Annotated in this window: 15 protein-coding genes; 6 read left to right on the top strand and 9 right to left on the bottom strand. The window is 41.3% G+C overall.

Translation table 11 applies throughout. The features are described from left to right. Nucleotides 1-5: 5 nt before the first annotated feature. Complete coding sequence (gene pspA / locus BI198_RS06655; RefSeq protein WP_070048848.1) at nt 6-677, bottom strand: phage shock protein PspA; 672 nt, start codon at nt 675-677, stop codon at nt 6-8. A 229-nt stretch (nt 678-906) separates the two neighbouring features. On the opposite strand from pspA, the gene pspF reads away from it, so the two are divergent. Genes pspF through BI198_RS06625 form a run of 6 tightly spaced genes read left to right on the top strand, consistent with a single transcriptional unit; the run spans nt 907 to nt 7382 of the window. Next, complete coding sequence (gene pspF / locus BI198_RS06650) at nt 907-1977, top strand: phage shock protein operon transcriptional activator (RefSeq protein ID WP_235605266.1); 1071 nt, start codon at nt 907-909, stop codon at nt 1975-1977. A gap of 58 nt (nt 1978-2035) precedes the next feature. Further along, the gene (locus tag BI198_RS06645; protein ID WP_083256574.1) at nt 2036-3712 is read left to right on the top strand and encodes an ABC transporter substrate-binding protein; all 1677 of its coding nucleotides are present in this window, start codon (nt 2036-2038) and stop codon (nt 3710-3712) included. After that, nucleotides 3709-4725, top strand: coding sequence for an ABC transporter permease (locus BI198_RS06640; RefSeq protein ID WP_070048847.1), 1017 nt, complete (start codon nt 3709-3711; stop codon nt 4723-4725). The genes BI198_RS06645 and BI198_RS06640 overlap by 4 nt, the downstream gene beginning before the upstream one ends. 1 nt (nt 4726) lies before the next feature. Then, nucleotides 4727-5623: an ABC transporter permease subunit gene (locus tag BI198_RS06635; protein WP_070048846.1), complete on the top strand. Its 897-nt coding sequence runs from the start codon at nt 4727-4729 to the stop codon at nt 5621-5623. Further along, nucleotides 5623-6618, top strand: a complete 996-nt coding sequence (locus BI198_RS06630; protein WP_070048845.1) for a peptide ABC transporter ATP-binding protein — start codon at nt 5623-5625, stop codon at nt 6616-6618. Before BI198_RS06635 ends, BI198_RS06630 begins: the two co-directional genes overlap by 1 nt. Next, nucleotides 6615-7382, top strand: coding sequence for an ATP-binding cassette domain-containing protein (locus BI198_RS06625; protein WP_070048844.1), 768 nt, complete (start codon nt 6615-6617; stop codon nt 7380-7382). Before BI198_RS06630 ends, BI198_RS06625 begins: the two co-directional genes overlap by 4 nt. A 118-nt stretch (nt 7383-7500) precedes the next feature. On the opposite strand, the gene BI198_RS06620 is transcribed toward BI198_RS06625, so the two are convergent. The 8 genes from BI198_RS06620 to proB all read right to left on the bottom strand — a co-directional run bounded on the left by BI198_RS06620 (nt 7501) and on the right by proB (nt 18671). Continuing rightward, nucleotides 7501-9417, bottom strand: a complete 1917-nt coding sequence (locus tag BI198_RS06620; protein WP_070048843.1) for a SurA N-terminal domain-containing protein — start codon at nt 9415-9417, stop codon at nt 7501-7503. Nucleotides 9418-9653: 236 nt separating this feature from the next. Further along, nucleotides 9654-9926, bottom strand: a complete 273-nt coding sequence (gene hupB, locus BI198_RS06615; protein WP_070048842.1) for a nucleoid-associated protein HU-beta — start codon at nt 9924-9926, stop codon at nt 9654-9656. A 157-nt stretch (nt 9927-10083) separates the two neighbouring features. Then, nucleotides 10084-12531 (bottom strand): endopeptidase La, encoded by a 2448-nt coding sequence (lon, locus tag BI198_RS06610; protein ID WP_141728854.1) that lies wholly within the window; start codon nt 12529-12531, stop codon nt 10084-10086. A gap of 150 nt (nt 12532-12681) precedes the next feature. Next, entirely contained in the window at nt 12682-13959 is a 1278-nt protein-coding gene (gene clpX / locus BI198_RS06605) for an ATP-dependent protease ATP-binding subunit ClpX (RefSeq protein WP_070048841.1), read from the bottom strand. A 54-nt stretch (nt 13960-14013) separates the two neighbouring features. Next, nucleotides 14014-14622 carry an ATP-dependent Clp endopeptidase proteolytic subunit ClpP gene (clpP, locus tag BI198_RS06600; protein ID WP_083256671.1) on the bottom strand — a complete coding sequence of 203 codons (609 nt, stop codon included), beginning with the start codon at nt 14620-14622 and terminating at the stop codon, nt 14014-14016. Between the two features lie 121 nt (nt 14623-14743). Continuing rightward, complete coding sequence (gene tig / locus BI198_RS06595) at nt 14744-16054, bottom strand: trigger factor (protein ID WP_070048840.1); 1311 nt, start codon at nt 16052-16054, stop codon at nt 14744-14746. A gap of 245 nt (nt 16055-16299) precedes the next feature. Continuing rightward, nucleotides 16300-17553 carry a glutamate-5-semialdehyde dehydrogenase gene (locus BI198_RS06590; RefSeq protein ID WP_070048839.1) on the bottom strand — a complete coding sequence of 418 codons (1254 nt, stop codon included), beginning with the start codon at nt 17551-17553 and terminating at the stop codon, nt 16300-16302. Beyond that, nucleotides 17550-18671, bottom strand: a complete 1122-nt coding sequence (gene proB / locus BI198_RS06585) for a glutamate 5-kinase (protein WP_070048838.1) — start codon at nt 18669-18671, stop codon at nt 17550-17552. Before proB ends, BI198_RS06590 begins: the two co-directional genes overlap by 4 nt. Nucleotides 18672-18883: the final 212 nt, after the last annotated feature.

Genomic DNA, 18883 nt, shown 5'->3' with positions numbered 1-18883 from the left:
GAAATTCAGGCGTCTTTATCTTGTTGATTTACTTTAGCTTTTAAAGCGGCTAATTCGTTATCAATTTTGTCTTGAGCGGCTAGCTCAGCAAATTCGTCTTTTAAGGTTTTCTTACCTAGATCATAAGACTCTACTTGCGCTTCTAAGCTGTCAATTTTTTGCTCATAACGCTCAAACTTATACATGGCATCATTAATACGATTGCTATCTAACGTTTTCTTCACTTCTAAACGAGAAGTTACAGTACTTTGACGCATTAACATCGCTTTTTGCCGTGCTTTAGCATCCGCTAGCTTTTCTTGCAATTGCGACACTTCACTTTGCAATTTACTGATATGCTCATCTAAATTAGCGATATCGGCCGAGACAAGCTCTGCTTTTTCTGCTGACTTTTGCCGTTCAATTAATGCCGACCGGGCTAAATCTTCCCGCTCTTTACTTAGCGCTAATTCAGCTTTAGCCTGCCAATCCGTTACTTCTCCTTGTAACCGATTAATTAAACGCTGTAAGTCTTTTTTCTCAGCGATGGTTTTAGCTGATGACGAGCGCACTTCAACTAACGTGTCTTCCATTTCTTGAATGATTAACCGCACCATTTTCTCTGGATCTTCAGCTTTATCCAGTAGTGAATTAATGTTGGAGTTAATAATGTCAGAAAATCTTGAAAAAATACCCATTGTATTTACCTCTAAGTATTATGTTGAATATCGTGTGAAATATCCTGTTAAGTAACCTATTCGCTTACATGTTACTACCACTAAGCTTATTCAGTTTCCTTGCCAACTTTTCAACAATAAATAACACGTTGAATTAAATAGATTTTATTTATTTCACCGCAATGCTTTAGCTTAGCGCCATAATGAAATACACTATTAATTAGTGAATTTAACTAACAAATAGTAGCCAATGAGTAGAAAATTCAAACAAGATAATTTATTGGGTCAGTCAAATAGCTTTTTAAACGTGCTGGATCAAGTGTCACAAATTGCACCTTTATCCAAGCCAGTATTAATTATTGGTGAGCGAGGCACGGGTAAGGAATTGATCGCAGCACGGTTGCACTTTTTATCTCAGCGTTGGGATCAAAATTATTTAACCTTAAATTGCGCGGCCTTAAATGAAAACTTACTAGAGTCTGAACTATTTGGCCATGAGTCTGGTGCCTTTACCGGCGCTAGTAAACGGCATGAAGGCCGATTTGAACGCGCCAATGGTGGCACCTTATTTTTAGATGAACTGGCTAATACGCCCAGTTTAGTCCAAGAAAAACTGCTCAGAGTGATAGAGTATGGTGAGTTTGAGCGAGTTGGCGGCAGCCGCTCTATTAAAACCGATGTCCGTTTAGTTTGTGCTACAAATGAAGATTTACCCCTATTAGCAGAGCAAGGTCGATTTCGAGCTGACTTATTAGATAGGTTAGCCTTTGATGTGATTACCTTACCGCCACTGCGGGAACGAACTGAAGATATTATGCATTTAGCCGAACACTTTGCGATTAATATGGCGCGTGAATTAGGCTTTGAGTTATTTAGTGGTTTTACAGAGAAAGCTAAACGTACTTTAGTTGACCATGCTTGGCCGGGTAATGTACGGGAATTAAAAAACGTGGTCGAGCGCAGTGTTTATCGTAATAATAATGCTTATGTACCAGTACATAATATACAGTTAGATCCGTTTGATTCGCCGTATCGACCACAATCTCGGTTAATAGCCAGCGCCACGACAGCTAATACTTCTACTGCCAACCCCTTTAACCAAAACTCTGCTAATCCAGCAAGCCCTAATGACGTAAATAGCAGCACTGCTACAGAGGTTAATCCCGTAGCGGCGGCTCAAGTCGCCAACACAGCAAAAATTGATTTTAATCATAATCAAGATTTTAAAACCTTGTCCCAAGACTTTGAGATCAGTTTAATTAAGCAAGCCTTAGCCGCTAGCCAATATAACCAGAAAAAACCGCTGAACTGCTTAATTTGACTTATCATCAATTGCGAGGCTACATGAAAAAATATCAATTATTGGAAAGCCAGCAAACATGAACCTAAATCAGGATCTCGATATCAATAATAATATCAAGCCAGCATTTAGCCGCATACCCGCGTTTAGCCGTATAGTAGTACTTAGCTGCGTCTTATTAAGCTGTGTATTTATTAGTGCCTGTCAGCCGCAACTACCGGAACAGTTTAATTCCAGTATTGTGTATTGCACTGAAGGTTCTCCTGAATCGTTTAATCCACAGTTAATCACATCAGGTACCACTATAGATGCTATTAGCTTGCAACTATACGATAGGCTGTTAGATGTGGATGTTAACAGTGGCGAGATTATTCCAGGATTAGCCTTAAGCTGGCAAGTCAGCGCTGACGGTAAGGAATACCTATTTACACTTAGACCTGGAGTAGAGTTTCACCATACCGAGTATTTTAGCCCTAGCCGGCCATTACAGGCCCAAGATGTGGTATTCACTTTTAATCGCATTAGCGATCCCGACCACCCTTATCATTTACAAGGCGCTTACCCCTATTTTCAAAGTGTCGAATGGTCGGAGTTGGTCAAGCGAGTTAGCGCCGTTGACAGCCATACTGTTAAATTTGAATTAAGCCAACCAAACAGCTCTTTTTTATCTACCTTATCCACCGATTTTAGTGCCATTTTATCAGCCGAATATGCTAGTCAATTATTAGCCAGTGATACCCCAGCGCTAATAGATTCTCTGCCAATAGGTACTGGCCCATTTGTGTTTAAAGAATATCAAAAAGATGTGTTAATTCGCTATTATCGCCACCCAAAATATTGGCGCGGTTTAGCAAAACCTGAACAATTAGTGTTTGATATCGTGCCTAATAATGCCAGACGTATGGCAAAGTTATTTACCCATGAATGCGATATTATTGCTTATCCGCGCGTAGCTGAGCTAAAACTAGTGAGTAAACGTGCCGATGTTGATATTCAAGAAAGCACTAGTATGAATGTCGGCTTTTGGGCTTTTAATACCCAAAAACCGCCGTTTGATAATGTTAAAGTTCGCCAAGCATTAGCCTTAGCTATTAATCGTGAAGCTATCATGCAAGCGGTGTATTATGGCCATGCCACTGCTGCTACCTCTCTTTTGCCGCCGACGTCTTGGGCCTATGATCCTAATTTAGTCCCTACGGAATATAACCCCATCGCAGCTAAAGCATTATTAACTGAAGCAGGTTATGGCAAAGGCTTTAGCATGAACATTTGGGCCATGCCTGTACAACGGTTGTATAATCCTAATGCGATAAAAATGGCCGAGCTTATTCAGGCCGATTTAGCTCAAGTTGGCATTAATGCCAAAATCATTTCTTACGAATGGAATAGTTTTCGGCGTAAGTTAACCAACTACGAACATGATTCTGTTCTCATTGGTTGGGCCGCAGATAACCCAGACCCAGATAATTTTTTTCGGCCATTACTTAGCTGTAGTGCGGCTATAACTGGCACTAATCGGGCGAATTGGTGTGATGAAAATTTTGATCAGCTAATTAACCAAGCTATTTTAACCGCAGATCAAAACCAAAGACGCCGTTTTTATTGGGCAGCACAACAATATATTTCGGAACAAATGCCGTTAGTTAGTCTGGCCCATTCTCAACGCTTTCAAGCTTTAAATACCGAAGTTAAAGGCGTAACCATTAATCCTTATGGTGGTATTTCGTTGGCCAACGCCACTAAGGAAAAATTATGAGAGCTTATTTACTGCGGCGACTGTTTTTATTAGCGTTTGTCTTTATCGCCTTAAGCTTATTCGCTTTTAGTTTGGCCTATTTGTTTCCAGGCAATATTTTAAATAACCTTAGTGGCTTGCACCAAATTAGCCCAGAGCAAGCGGTACAATTGAGTCATTATTACCAATTAGATCAAAGTTACTTTACGCAATATATCGCTTACTTACAGCGTATATTTAGTGGCGATTGGGGGGTGTCTTTCTCTAGCCAAGAGCCTTTATTACAAGAAATAACCCACTTAACTCCTGCCACCATAGAGTTAGCTGGCTATGCGCTTTTAATATCTGTTTTTATTGGCATACCAATGGGTATTGTCGCGGCAATTAAGCCTGAAGGCATCCTAAGTAAAAGTATCTCAGCACTGGCCGTTACGGGCTATTCAATGCCAATATTTTGGTGGGGCTTTCTGCTAATTATGATTTTCTCGTTAGGCTTAGGCTGGTTACCCACGGCCGGTAGAATTAATGTCTTGTATGAAATTCCGCACCAAAGCGGTTTTATATTATGGGATATTTATGTCGCCGACATCCCTTATAAACGCGATGCATTTTTAAACGCACTGCAGCACCTATTATTACCAACCGTGGTATTGTCTACCTTTCCCACCACCGTTTTACTGCGTTTTACCCGCGATTCCATGCTGGATGTATGGCAACAAAATTATATTAAAACCGCTCGGGCTAAAGGTTTAAACCGCGGCCAAGTGCTGTATCGTCATGGCTTGCGCAATGCTTTATTACCGGTAATCAGGCAAATTGGCTTACAATTTAGTACGCTGGTAACTTTAGCCATGATTACTGAAGTTATTTTTTCTTGGCCAGGCTTAGGCCATTGGTTAATTGACAGTATTTATCAGCGAAATTATCCGGCAATCCAAGCTGGTTTGTTGATGATTTCAACCATTGTGATTAGTGCTAATATGTCAACTGACTTACTGCATACCTATTTTAATCCACTGGCAAGGAAGCAATAATATGGCGTTTATTCGCATTTTGCCAGATGAGCAACTTGCTCGTTCACCTAGAGTGCAATTGTGGCGTGAATTTGCCCGCCAACACAGTGCGGTAGCAGGCTTAGTATTATTTTGTGCCTTTACCTTAATTAGTATTGTTGCACCCTTTCTATTATTACATGATCCTAATCAGCAAATGGATAGCCTATTATTAGTGCCACCATCTTGGTCAGAGCAAGGCTTGATCCAATATCCTTTTGGTACCGACGATTTAGGTCGTGATTTATTTTCTCGGATGTTAATTGGTACCCGCTATACCTTTGGCGTCGCCATAATAACCGTTCTAGGCTCGTTATTTATGGGGCTTATTTTAGGTGCGTTGGCGGGAATGAGCAAAGGCCTGAAGTCGAGTGTCCTAAATCATATTCTGGATTTAGCCCTAACCATACCCTCACTGTTATTGGCCATTATTATTGTCGCTATCTTAGGCCCTGGTTTAATTAATACCACCTGGGCCATAATGCTGGCGTTACTGCCGCAATTTGTGCACGGTATTCGTAATGCTATCGCTAGCCAACTGAATGAAGATTACGTTACCGCTTATCGCTTAGATGGCGCGAATAACTGGCATGTGTTTAAACGGATTATTTTACCCAACACTTGGGAACAATTAACCTTAATGTCCAGTATGGCATTATCCACAGCGATATTAGATATTGCCGCGCTGGGGTTTCTAGGCTTAGGTGCGCAATCGCCGACTGCTGAATGGGGCACTATGATAGCCGACTCCCTCGATCTTATTTATTTAGCTCCTACCAGTATAGCCATACCCGGCTTACTGATTTTCTTAGCAGTATTATCGGTTAATTTAGTCGGTGATGGCTTACGTACCGCAATCAAAAAACGGCGAGATGGCTAATGTTATTACTGGATATCAAAAATCTGACCATAGAGCTAAATACGCCTGATGGTTTAATTCGTGCCGTGGATCGGGTTAACTTTAGTTTACGCGAAGGTGAAACCCGTGGTTTAGTGGGTGAATCCGGCTCAGGTAAAAGCTTAATTGCCAAAGCCATTGTTGGCGTATTAAATCAACGCTGGCAAGTGACTGCCGATAGATTTCATTGGGCGGGCCAAGATTTGCTACGCATGAACTCTAAACAGCAACGGAAAATTATCGGCCGCGACATCGCGATGATTTACCAAGAGCCTAGCTTAAGTTTAGACCCGACCGATGTCATTATAGATCAGCTGGAAGAAGCTATCCCCGATCATCAATTAGACGGTCCTTGGTGGCGCAGAAGCTATAACCGCCGGCGTAAAGCTATAGCGCTGTTACACAAAGTGGGTATTCGAGATCATAAAGCGATAATTCATAGCTACCCCTATCAGCTATCAGAAGGCATATGCCAAAAAGTAACTATTGCCATGGCGATAGCAAAAAGTCCAAAACTATTAATTGCTGATGAGCCCACTACCGCATTAGAAACCGCCACTCAAGCCCAATTATTTCGCCTATTAGCCAGTTTTAATCAGTTAAAAGGCACCGCAATATTACTGATTAGCCACGAGCTGGAAACGATTGCCCGTTATACCCAAAGTTTAAGTGTATTGTACTGTGGTCAATTAGTTGAAGCCGGTGAAACCGCCACTATTCTTAAGCAACCTTTACATCCTTATACCAATGCTTTAATCAAAAGTGTGCCAGAGTTTCAACCTGAGTTACCGGCGAAAACGCCGTTATATGCTTTACCTGGCAGTATTCCAGTATTACAGCATTTACCCATTGGCTGTCGTTTAGGACCTCGTTGTCCTAATGCGCGTAAAGAATGTGTGAAAACGCCGAAATTAGTACGATTACAAAATCATTATTACAGTTGTCATTTTCCACTTATAGAAAAAGAAACGTTATGACCGCCCTATTAGAAGTGCGAAATTTATCTAAAAGCTATAAAACGGCTAAAGGCATATTTGGTCGGCAATCTATTCATGCCCTAACCGATATCAATTTTAGTTTACACGCGGGTAAAACCTTAGCCATTGTCGGCGAAACCGGCTCAGGTAAAAGCACCTTAGCTAAACTGTTAGTTGGCATCGAAAAACCCGATACGGGTGATATAGTGCTGGCGGGTGAAAAAGTAAAAATAAGCCATTTCCGTCAGTATAATCATGTGATCCGGTTTATTTTTCAAGATGCTGAGCGCACGTTAAATCCGCATCAAAAAATCGGCCAAATGCTGGATGATGTGTTACGTTTTAGTACTATATTTAATTTAGAGCAACGCCAGCAAAAAATTCAAACTACCTTAAAACAGTTAGGTTTATTAGATGAGCACGCAGAGTACTATCCGCATATGTTTTCAGGCGGCCAAATTCAGCGTGTAGCGCTGGCTAGAGCATTAATACTTGATCCCAAGCTGCTTATACTAGATGAAGCATTAACAGCCTTAGACCCCTCACTGCGGGCGCAAATTGTTAACTTACTACTAGAGTTACAACAAACTACTGGCTTAGCCTATTTACTGATTACTAACCATTTGCGTTTAATACGTCATATCGCCGATGACTTACTGGTGTTGCATCAAGGCAAGGTAGTTGATTATGCTGACACCATGACAGTATTTAACCAACCACAATCCGATTACAGCCGCAGATTAATTAGTAGCACCCAAGCGTAAAGTTTGCAGGCATAAAAAAACGCCGTGTTATTAACACGGCGTTTTTGTTTTCTATTGCTATCTGTTGCTAACTGTTAATAAAAGTTACTAGGCTGAATACCGCCTAATTAAACGCTTATTATAATCCGCTCTCAGTGCCTTGCGCCGCGCGTAAGTTCCGAGTGATTTCAGCTTTAGCTTTTAATGACGCTAATACAGCGGCATAAGCTTGTTGAGCATGTTGCTCCGCTAAGCGTTCAATCTGCTCGGCATTAGGCGCTACCGTTATTGCAGTGGCTTTTACTGCCACTACAGAAACTAAAGCAACATCACCATTAGCAAGCACTACCATATCAACGGCTGGCTTATTATCAATAGGTCGCGGCATTGCAAATGCTTTAGCCCGAATTTGACCATCTAAGGTGCCACCAAAGCGAGGTGTATCGATAGCCTGTTCTAAGCTTAAATCGGCAGATGTTACTAACTGAGCAAAACTCATATTAGAAAACTCAGCTAACAGCTTTTCTGCTTTAGCTTTAGCCAGTAAGGCTGTTTGCTCAGCGATAACCGCGGCTTCAACTGACGCTTTAACTTCATCTAAGCCTAGTGTACGTGCTGGTTCAGATTGTTTAACTCTAACCACGATCACGTGCTGCTTATCTAGCTCAATAACATCGCTATTAATTTTCTCAGCAATAAAATTAGCATCAAATAATTTTGCCATCACTGCAGGTGCATTTAATGGCGCAGACACAGTGGTACGGCTAAATAAGGGTGTTGAAACAACTTTAACATCAATAGCTAGCGCCGCATCTTCTAAAGTATCTGGCATTTCAAAGCTAACTTCGGCTAAACGCTGTTGTGCATCGTAAAACTCAGTAGCAGCTTGATCTTCTTGTAAGCGTTGAGCAATTTGTGCTGACACTTCAGCTAATGGCTGTTGCTGTGCAGGCTCAAGCGTAATGAGTTTAATAATGTGATAGCCATAAGCTGTTTTCACAACTGGGCTTAAGTCGCCTTCTTTGGCCAATGCAAAAGCAGCAGCTTCAAAATCTTCATCCATATCGCCAAGCGCTAACCAATCTAACTCACCGCCATTTTCAGCAGAAAAAGTATCGGCAGATTCTGTTGCCGCTAACTTAGCAAAATCAGCACCAGATTTTATTTGGGCAAGTAATTGTTTGGCTTTGTTTTCAATGGCAGTATCTGCTTGTTCTGACTCAAGCATAATATGAGCAACTTTACGCCGTGCTTCGCTGGCATATAAAGCTTGATTGTCGTTATAGAACTGTTGGATTTGCTGATCTGAGATAGCAATGTTTTGCGCTAACGTCTGGGCAGACAATTCAATATATTCCACGGCAATTTTTTGCTCAGTTTGATACTGGGCAATATGAGTGGTGTAATAATCTTCTAACATTTGCTCTGTTATCGTGACATCAGCACTGAAATCAGCGGCAACAATACGCGCATATTCAACATCGCGGCTTTGTTGTTGTAATTTCATTAACTGCTGCATATCGTTAGCAGTGGCAAAATCACTACCCAATAAACCGACTAATAATTGATTCCGCGACATTTGCTCACGCATCAGCTCACGAAATTGCTCTGGTTGATAACCAGACTGACGTAATAATGCGATATAGCGGTCATTATTAAATTGACCATCAATTTGAAACTCGGTCATATCACGGATAGCATCACGAATTTGATCGTTGCTAACACGTAAGCCAAGTTTAGTAGCAAACTGCTGTTGGAGACGCTCGTCAATTAAACGCTCTAACACTTCACTACGAAAGTTATTCATATAAGCTGGGTCTGCAGCTAAAGTGGCATACATTTCGCCAAATTGCTGTTGCAGGCGCGAACGTTCATTTTGAAACGCTTGATCAAACTCGGCTTTAGTTACTTTATCGCCATTTACGGTGGCAACATTAACTTCGGCAGGAGAACTTAAATAGCTGCCCACACCTGCCAAGGCAAATGTCAGGATAACCAAACCTAATATTGTTTTGGCAATTATCCCCTGCGATCCTTCTCTGATTTTTTCTAACATCTTGGTACGATCTCTTTATTCAACTTAGCGCCTGGGAAGCAACATCAGTAGTTAGTTGTTGCCGTAAAAAAAAACGCATCTTAACAGATGCGCTTTTTTTAGAGAAGCCTTTACAAGGCTACGGTTGCTTTATCCTACATCCGTCAATTCATTTCTGTCTATATTCGAAACTCATCTGCGGACTTAAAATCAAACTTCCGCCCAATTATTAGTGTTCAAAAACACCAACCTTTGGCTTAGTTACAGGCGTCTTTTAATGCTTTACCCGGCTTGAAAGCTGGAATCTTAGCCGCTGCGATTTGGATAGTTGCACCCGTTTGTGGGTTACGACCAGTACGAGCTGCGCGTTCACGCACACTGTAAGTACCAAAACCAACTAATGCTACAGACTCGCCTTCTTTAAGAGCTTCAGTAACCGCATCAATGAACGAATCTAAAGCACGACCCGCTGAGGCCTTAGAAATGTCTGCACCAGCAGCAATTTTGTCGATAAGTTGAGACTTGTTCACAATATCATCCCCTTCAATTGTTATTATTTTAATAGCTACACTTTACTAACCTTGTAAGTGCGTCCCAATGTTATAACAAGCAACTTGAACGCTTGCAAGCAAAAGAAACAGTAAAGCTATTATTATTGCTTTGACTGTAGCCCTTGTCTGATAAGGGCTACGCCGAAACTGCACATAACTTATCACAGCTTACGGGAATTAAAAGCCCCCTAAAGCGGATTTTTTTCGATTTTTTTACTTTTTGCTGCTTTTTTAGCGGTTTTTCCACAGAAACCCGTGCTGTCGGCTCTTGCAGTGCTAAATCCAACACCTCATCAATCCATTTTACTGGGCAAATTTCAATGTCACCTTTAACATTATCCGGAATATCTTTTAAATCTCGCACGTTATCATGCGGAATTAATACCCGTTTAATACCACCGCGGTGGGCGGCTAATAGCTTCTCTTTTAAACCGCCTATTGGCAATACTTCACCACGTAAGGTAATTTCACCCGTCATAGCAACATCAGCACGTACCGGATTACCGGTTAAGCTGGAGACTAATGCTGTCACCATACCGATACCCGCACTTGGGCCATCTTTTGGCGTTGCACCTTCTGGTACGTGAACATGAATATCACGCTTCTCATAAAAATCTTCGTTAATACGTAAGCCTTCAGCTCGGCTGCGTACCACTGTCATGGCGGCCTGAATTGACTCTTTCATCACATCGCCCAGTGATCCTGTAAAGGTTAGCTTACCCTTACCCACCACAGACGCGGCTTCAATCGTTAATAAGTCACCACCCACTTCAGTCCAAGCTAAACCGGTTACTTGACCAATACGGTTGCTGTCATCCGCTTTACCGTAATCAAAACGCTGCACACCTAGGAAATCTTCTAAGTTAGCGTTATTAATAACCACTTGCTTTATTTGCTTGTTTAATAAGATTTGCTTTACTGCTTTACGACACAATTTAGAAATTTCACGCTCTAAATTACGCACGCCAGCTTCGCGGGTGTAATAACGAATAATGCCAACAATAGCGCTATCTTCAATAACAATTTCACTTTCTTTTAAACCATTACGACCAATTTGCTTAGAGATTAAATGCTGCTTAGCAATATTTAACTTCTCATCTTCGGTGTAACCGGCTAAGCGAATAACTTCCATTCTATCCAGTAGCGCAGCAGGAATATTTAAACTATTAGAAGTAGCAAAGAACATGACGTCTGATAAATCGTAGTCAACTTCCAGATAGTGATCACTAAAAGTAGTATTTTGCTCTGGATCTAATACTTCTAACAATGCTGCCGCAGGATCGCCCCGGAAGTCTGACGCCATCTTGTCTATTTCATCTAGCAAGAATAATGGATTACGCACACCCACTTTAGCCATTTTCTGGATAATTTTACCCGGCATTGAGCCAATATAGGTTCTACGGTGGCCACGTATTTCGGCTTCGTCTCGAACGCCACCTAAGGCCATCCGCACGTATTTACGCCCAGTAGCTTTAGCCACAGATTGGCCTAACGAGGTTTTACCAACACCTGGTGGACCCACTAAACATAGTATTGGGCCTTTTAATTTATTGACCCGCTGCTGCACGGCTAAATATTCAACAATGCGTTCTTTAACTTTCTCTAAACCATAATGATCAGCATCTAATATCTTTTCTGCCGCAGCTAAGTCTTTTTTCACTTTACTGCGGTTTTTCCATGGCACATTAGTTAACCATTCAATATAGCTACGTACCACCGTTGCTTCAGCAGACATTGGCGACATCATTTTTAGTTTTTGCAGCTCAGCTTTGGCTTTATCAGCCGCTTCAGCTGGCATTTTTACTTCTTCAATTTTTTTCGCTAAGGCTTCAAATTCATCAGGAGCATCTTCCAGATCGCCTAACTCGCGCTGAATCGCCTTCATTTGCTCGTTTAAATAATACTCGCGTTGGCTTTTTTCCATCTGCTTTTTGACCCGACTACGAATACGTCGCTCAACTTGCAAGATATCAATTTCACTTTCCATCATCGCCATCAAGTACTCAAGTCTTTCTGTTACATCTAGCAACTCAAGTACTTTTTGTTTATCTTCAACCTTAAGTGGCATATGGGCTGCCATGGTGTCAGCTAAACGGGCTAAATCTTCAATACCACTTAACGCCGTTAAGACTTCCGGTGGTATTTTTTTATTCAGTTTAATGTAGCCTTCAAACTGATTAATGGCTGAGCGTAAAAATACCTCTTGCTCACGGCCTTCAGGCTCTGCAGTGACGATAACATCAATATGGGCCGCAAAAGTATCTTCAGTTTCGGTAAATTCAGCAATACGCGCACGGCGACTACCTTCTACTAATACCTTAACCGTACCATCTGGTAACTTTAACAACTGTAAGATAGTCGCAACCGTACCTATTTGATATAAATCTTCAACGCTAGGATCATCTAAAGTGGCATCTTTTTGTGCCACTAAAAATATTTGCTTATCATTATCCATAGCGGCATCGAGGCATTTGATAGACTTCGCTCGTCCAACAAAAAGTGGGATCACCATATGGGGATAGACGACAACGTCGCGCAGCGCCAATACTGGCATATGCAAACGTTCAGCTTGTTCTACTGTCATTGATTCTCTCTCGAATTTAATTATTGCTGGCGCGAAACATAAAACTGCCGCGAAACATGTATAAGTATATGGGGTTCAATTAGCGAACTTCAATTAGCAAAACGAAAAAGGAGCTGAATCAGCTCCTTTTTTTAACTTTACATCGTTATTTTACTTTGATTCAGCTGTTGCGGTATCGGTAGTTTGATAAATTAATATCGGTTCACTCTCACCACGTATTACCGTTTCATCAATAACAACTTTAGCCACGCTTTCCATAGAAGGCAATTCGTACATAGTATCCAGTAACACACCTTCAACAATTGAGCGTAAACCACGTGCTCCCGTTTTGCGCTCCATGGCTTTATTAGCAATAGCTTTTAAAGCATCTTCACGAAATTCAAGTTCCACGTCTTCCATTTGGAATAAAGCCGCAAACTGTTTTACCAAGGCATTTTTCGGTTCGCTTAAAATCTGAATTAAAGCATCAGCGTCTAATTCAGTTAAAGTTGCCACTACCGGTAAACGGCCAATAAATTCAGGTATTAAACCATATTTAACTAAATCTTCAGGCTCAACATCACGGAACGATTCACTAATTGAACGCGTGCTTTCTTTACTGCGTACTTCTGCGCCAAAACCTATACCAGCACCTTTAGCACAGCGCTGCTCAATAACCTTATCTAAGCCGGCAAAAGCACCACCACAAATAAACAGTATCTTAGAAGTGTCTACCTGTAAAAACTCTTGCTGTGGGTGCTTACGGCCACCTTGCGGTGGTACTGAAGCAACGGTACCTTCAATCAGCTTTAATAACGCTTGCTGTACACCTTCACCTGATACATCACGAGTAATAGACGGATTATCAGACTTACGTGAAATTTTATCTATTTCATCAATGTAAACAATACCGCGCTGGGCTTTCTCTACATCATAATCACATTTTTGCAGTAATTTTTGAATGATATTTTCAACGTCTTCACCGACATAGCCCGCTTCCGTTAAGGTCGTTGCATCTGCCATGGTAAATGGCACATCTAACAACCGAGCTAAGGTTTCAGCTAATAAAGTTTTACCGCTACCCGTTGGGCCGATTAACAATATATTACTTTTGCCTAACTCAATTTCTGGCTTGTGCTGTGCATTACGTAAGCGCTTGTAGTGGTTATATACCGCTACTGCTAGCACTTTTTTCGCATGCTCTTGGCCGATAACATATTCATCAAGATGTGCACGGATCTCGCGCGGCACTGGCAATTTGTCAGCATCACGTTTGGGAGAAATATCTTTTATTTCTTCACGGATTATGTCATTGCATAAATCAACACATTCATCACAAATATACACTTGTGGTCCTGCAATCAACTTACGCACTTCATGCTGTGACTTACCACAGAAAGAGCAGTACAACAATTTACCGCTCTTATCGCCGTCGGTGCGATCAGACATCTAATTACCTCTTCACTACAACGCAGGCCGTGTTATAGGGCTGCTGAGTTTCTGTTACTTTATACTATCTCTATTAGTTAATATGGCATCTACTAGGCCATATTCCAAGGCTTGTTGCGCACTTAAAAAGTTATCGCGCTCAGTATCTTTACATACTTGCTCGTAACTTTTACCTGAGTGCTCAGCCATTAAACGGTTAAGCTTCTCTCTTATATATAAAATTTCGCGAGCATGAATGTCAAAGTCAGTTGCTTGACCTTGAAAACCACCTAAAGGTTGGTGGATCATGACACGCGCATTCGGTAAGCAATAACGTTTACCTTTAGTGCCACCTGATAGTAAGAAGGCCCCCATGCTAGCAGCTTGGCCTACGCAGACAGTGGCAATATCACACTTAATATAACGCATAGTATCATAAATTGATAAACCCGCCGTTACCGAGCCACCTGGCGAGTTAATATAAATATAAATATCTTTTTCTGGGCTTTCAGATTCTAAAAATAATAACTGTGCCACTACTAAGTTAGCCATGTGGTCTTCCACTTGGCCAGTTAGAAATATAACGCGTTCTTTTAATAACCGTGAGTAAATATCATACGAGCGCTCGCCTTTCGCGGTTTGCTCAACGACCATAGGAACTAAAGCGCTTACTAAATCGTTCAGATGTTGTGGCATAGACATAAAATGAGGTTCCCTCTAAATAACTACTAAGCAGTGCCTAAAAATAAAATGGCCCGAACTGTTGTCCGAGCCATTAAAACTGTCGTGACTCAATAAGTCAATATTACTGAGCAGCTTGCGGGTTCATAATCTCGTCAAAAGCTGTTTTTTGCTCTGTCACTTTAGCTTTAGCTAAAATCAGATCAATGGCTTGCTCTTCTAACGCAACATTACGCATGCTTTGCATTAATTCTTTATTGGTATTGTAGTACTGTACCACTTCTTGTGGATCTTCATAAGCAGAAGCCACTGATGCAATTAACTGCTGAACTTTGTCTTCATCAACTTTAAGCTCATTAGTTTTAATCACTTCACCTAATAATAAGCCCACTTTAACGCGGTCTTTTGCTTGCTCTTCAAATAAAGAAGCTGGCAATTCAGGTAAGTTTTTGGCGTCTACATTATTACCAAAACGTTGCATGGCTTGTTTACGTAATACGTCAACTTCACCTTCAACTAAAGCTGCAGGCACATCTAAATCGTTATTAGCTAATAATCCTTTGATCACTTGCTCTTTAACTTTAGCTTTAATATTTTGCTCAAGTTCACGGCTCATGTTTTTACGTACTTCTACTTTAAGTGCGTCAACTGAGGCGGTTTCTAAACCAAATAAACCAGCAAATTCGTCGGTTAATTCAGGTAATACTTGTTGCTCAACTTTATTGATGGTAATAGCAAAGCTTGCAGCTTTACCTTTTAAGTTTTCAGCGTGGTAATCTTCTGGGAAGTTAACATCTACTGTTAATTCTTCACCGGCTTTTTTACCCATAATGCCATCTTCAAAGCCTGGGATCATACGGTTTTGACCAAGTTCTAGTTCAAAGTTGCTGGCTTTGCCGCCTTCAAACTCTTCACCGTCGATTGAACCAACAAAGTCGATTTCAACACGGTCACCTGCAGCAGCAACGTCAGACTTAACTTCCCACGTAGCATGTTGCTTACGTAATGTGTCTAACATTTTGCTCATATCTTCGTCAGTAATTTCAACTGCTGGCTTAGAAATTTCAATTTTGTCTAAGTTTTGCACTTCAACTTCTGGATAAACTTCAAATGTTGCAACAAACTCTAAATCTTTACCTTGGCTTAATTCACCTGGTGCAAAAGTAGGAGTACCTGCAGGGCTTAATTTGTTTTCAATGATCGCTTCGTAGAAATGACGTTGCATTTGCTCAGACGCTACTTCTTGTAATACCGACTGGCCGAAACGCTTTTGGATCAGTGAAACCGGTGCCTTGCCTGGACGGAAACCATCAATACGCTGACGCTTGGCCAAATCACGCAGACGACTTTTAACTTCGTTTTCAATCTTTTCGGCCGGCACAGTAATGGTTAAACGGCGCTCTAAACCTTGAGTGGTTTCAACTGAAACTTGCATCTTGTTTCCTCAAATTCAATATAGGGCGTTTACACTACGCCGTAGTAATAGGATCTAGCTTCGTTTAATAACGTTTACTAGCTCTGTTATAAAAAAGGACGCGGCATTATAGCGGGCTAATTGGCCGAGGTCGAGCCCCAAACTTATGCCAAATTATAACAAAATAGGATTAAAAAAACGCAGCTTGGTGCTGACTTAACCAAGCTGCGTTTTAAAGTGTTAGAAAATTGTACTTACACTAAGGATTAGTTACGGGTTTGGCCGGTACCTGTTACCACATATTTTTCTGTGGTTAAGGCTTCTAATCCCATCGGTCCATAGGCATGTAGCTTACTGGTTGAAATACCTATTTCAGCCCCTAAACCCAACTCACCACCGTCCGAAAAACGTGATGAACTGTTATGCATAACGACTGCAGAATCAACCTGACGAATAAAGCGTTCGGCATTAGCTTGATCAGCCGTACAAATAACTTCGGTGTGCTGACTGCCAAAACGATCAATATGGGCAATAGCATGGTCCATGTCATCAACCACCCGAATAGCTATTTCAGGCGCTAAATATTCTTGACCAAATTCATCTTCTTCAATTAATTGAGCTTGATTAAAATACTCTAAGCTTTTAGCACAAGCATGCACTATCACATTATGTTCAGAAAGTGCTGCACTTACTTTAGGTAAGAAATCTGCTGCTAAATGCTTATTCACTAACAAGCCTTCCAACGCATTACACACGCCTGGACGTTGCACTTTACCATTGAGCAATAAATTAAGTGCCATGTCTAAATCTGCACTTTGGTCTATATATAAATGACATACCCCTTTGTAATGCTGAATAACCGGAATACGGCTATGTTCAGTTACAAAGCGAATTAAGCCTTCACCACCACGTGGGATCACTAAATCGATATATTGCTCTTGCTTTAATAAGCCTAACATTAAATCGCGATCCGGATCGGGTACAATACTAATCACTTCTTCAGGTAGCTTATGCTCGCGCAATGCTTGATGCATCGCTTTGGCTATAGCTAAACTGGTTTGAATCGCTTCTCGACCACAACGTAAAATAACCGCATTACCCGCTTTAAAACATAAAGCTCCAGCATCTGCAGTAACATTAGGTCGCGCTTCATAAATCATACAAATTACGCCCAAAGCTATACGGCGCTTTTCAATATTAATACCATTTGGACGCTGCTCTATAAAGCGGGCTTTGCCAACTGGGTCTTCTAAAGCAATAATTTGCTCTATAGCACTAGCCATAGCCTCAATGCGCTCTTCAGTCAGCGTTAAACGGTCAATCATCGCTGCGCTAGTATCATTACTAACGGCAGTAGCCACTTCATCTTTATTGGCGGCTAAAATATCGGTTGTGGCTTCACGGATATGATTAGCCATACTTTGCAAAACAAAGTTTTTTTCTTCTGTAGTTAAATTAGCAACCGCTTTGGCTGCTTTTGACGCATTAGCAGCAATTTTTACTGCAACATCGGTACTCATATTCTCTCCAATAACATCATTTCACTGCGGTGAATTACGGCATCGCTGCCTGTAGGGCAATAACCAATACAAGATTCAATATCTCTGCTTTGCTGGCCCTTAATCGAAAATAATTCACTCGCACTAAACCGGCTTACGCCTTTAGCAATTTTACGTTTACCATTTGAGCAGCGTATCAATACTGCATCACCTGATTCAAATTCGCCTGTAATATCCACGATACCACTACACAATAAAGAAGCACCATGTGAACGTAAAGCCTCAATACAGCCGTCATCTACCCAAATTTCACCTTTTGAACGCAAGGTATGGCGTACCCAATGTTTTTTCGCTGACATCGGTGTTTCTTGACCAAAGAAAATTGTGCCTGGATTTTCACCCAATAATAAGCTCGAAAAACTATCTTCTTTATGGCCGTCAATAATCAGGGTATCAATACCATGCGCTGCAGCTTTTTCAGCCGCTTCAATCTTAGTGCGCATACCACCAGTACCAACACTAGAAGTAGCACCACCGGCTAGGGCATAAATTTCAGGGGTAATAAAATCCACTTCTGTAATTAAGGTTGCAGTAGGGTCTTTATTGGGATCAGCCGTATATAAACCGTCGACATCCGAACAAATAATTAGTGCATCTGCATTCGATACAGTTGCCACCATAGCGGCTAAATTATCGTTATCGCCTACTTTAATTTCATCAGTGGCAATTGTATCGTTTTCATTGACGATAGGCAGCACACCATGATCTAACAAACGTTGTAAGGTGTTTTTAATATTGACATGGCGTACTCGATCACTCAAATCACCATGGGTTAATAGCACTTGCGCACAAGGAAAATCAAAACACCGGCTCCAAAAGTTCATTAATTCACTCTGGCCGACCGCTGCCATGGCCCGTTTTAGGGCAAGCGGCACGCGTTGGTGTTGAAAATTAAAATGATGACGCCCCGCAGCAACACTGCCTGACGAAACAAGAATGACTTCAACGTCTTGAAGTCGACACTGCCGAATAAATTCAGCGATTGGACGTAAAAACTGCTCACTACAGCCCTGGTTTTCTGGCGCGATTAAAGCACTGCCTACTTTTAGCACTACTCGACGCCAGGTTGGGTTAATCATAACTCCTCCCTTGGTTGTTACGAGGCGTATAGTAGCAAAAATGGTAACCCAGCACCACCGGCGAACAAAAATGCAGCAAGCAAGCTTAACCCATATATTATAAATACATTATTGATTCAATTAGTTACGACAAAGGTTAACTGTATGTATCTTTAGTATTGATGATATGAATAGTACTATTCTGTAATAAAATTACAGTTTATAGTAGTCAG

The organism is Rheinheimera salexigens (assembly GCF_001752395.1).
Lineage (GTDB): Bacteria > Pseudomonadota > Gammaproteobacteria > Enterobacterales > Alteromonadaceae > Alishewanella > Alishewanella salexigens.
The sequence above is the reverse complement of the archived record's forward strand: the minus strand, read 5'-3'. Positions and strand labels throughout refer to the sequence as shown.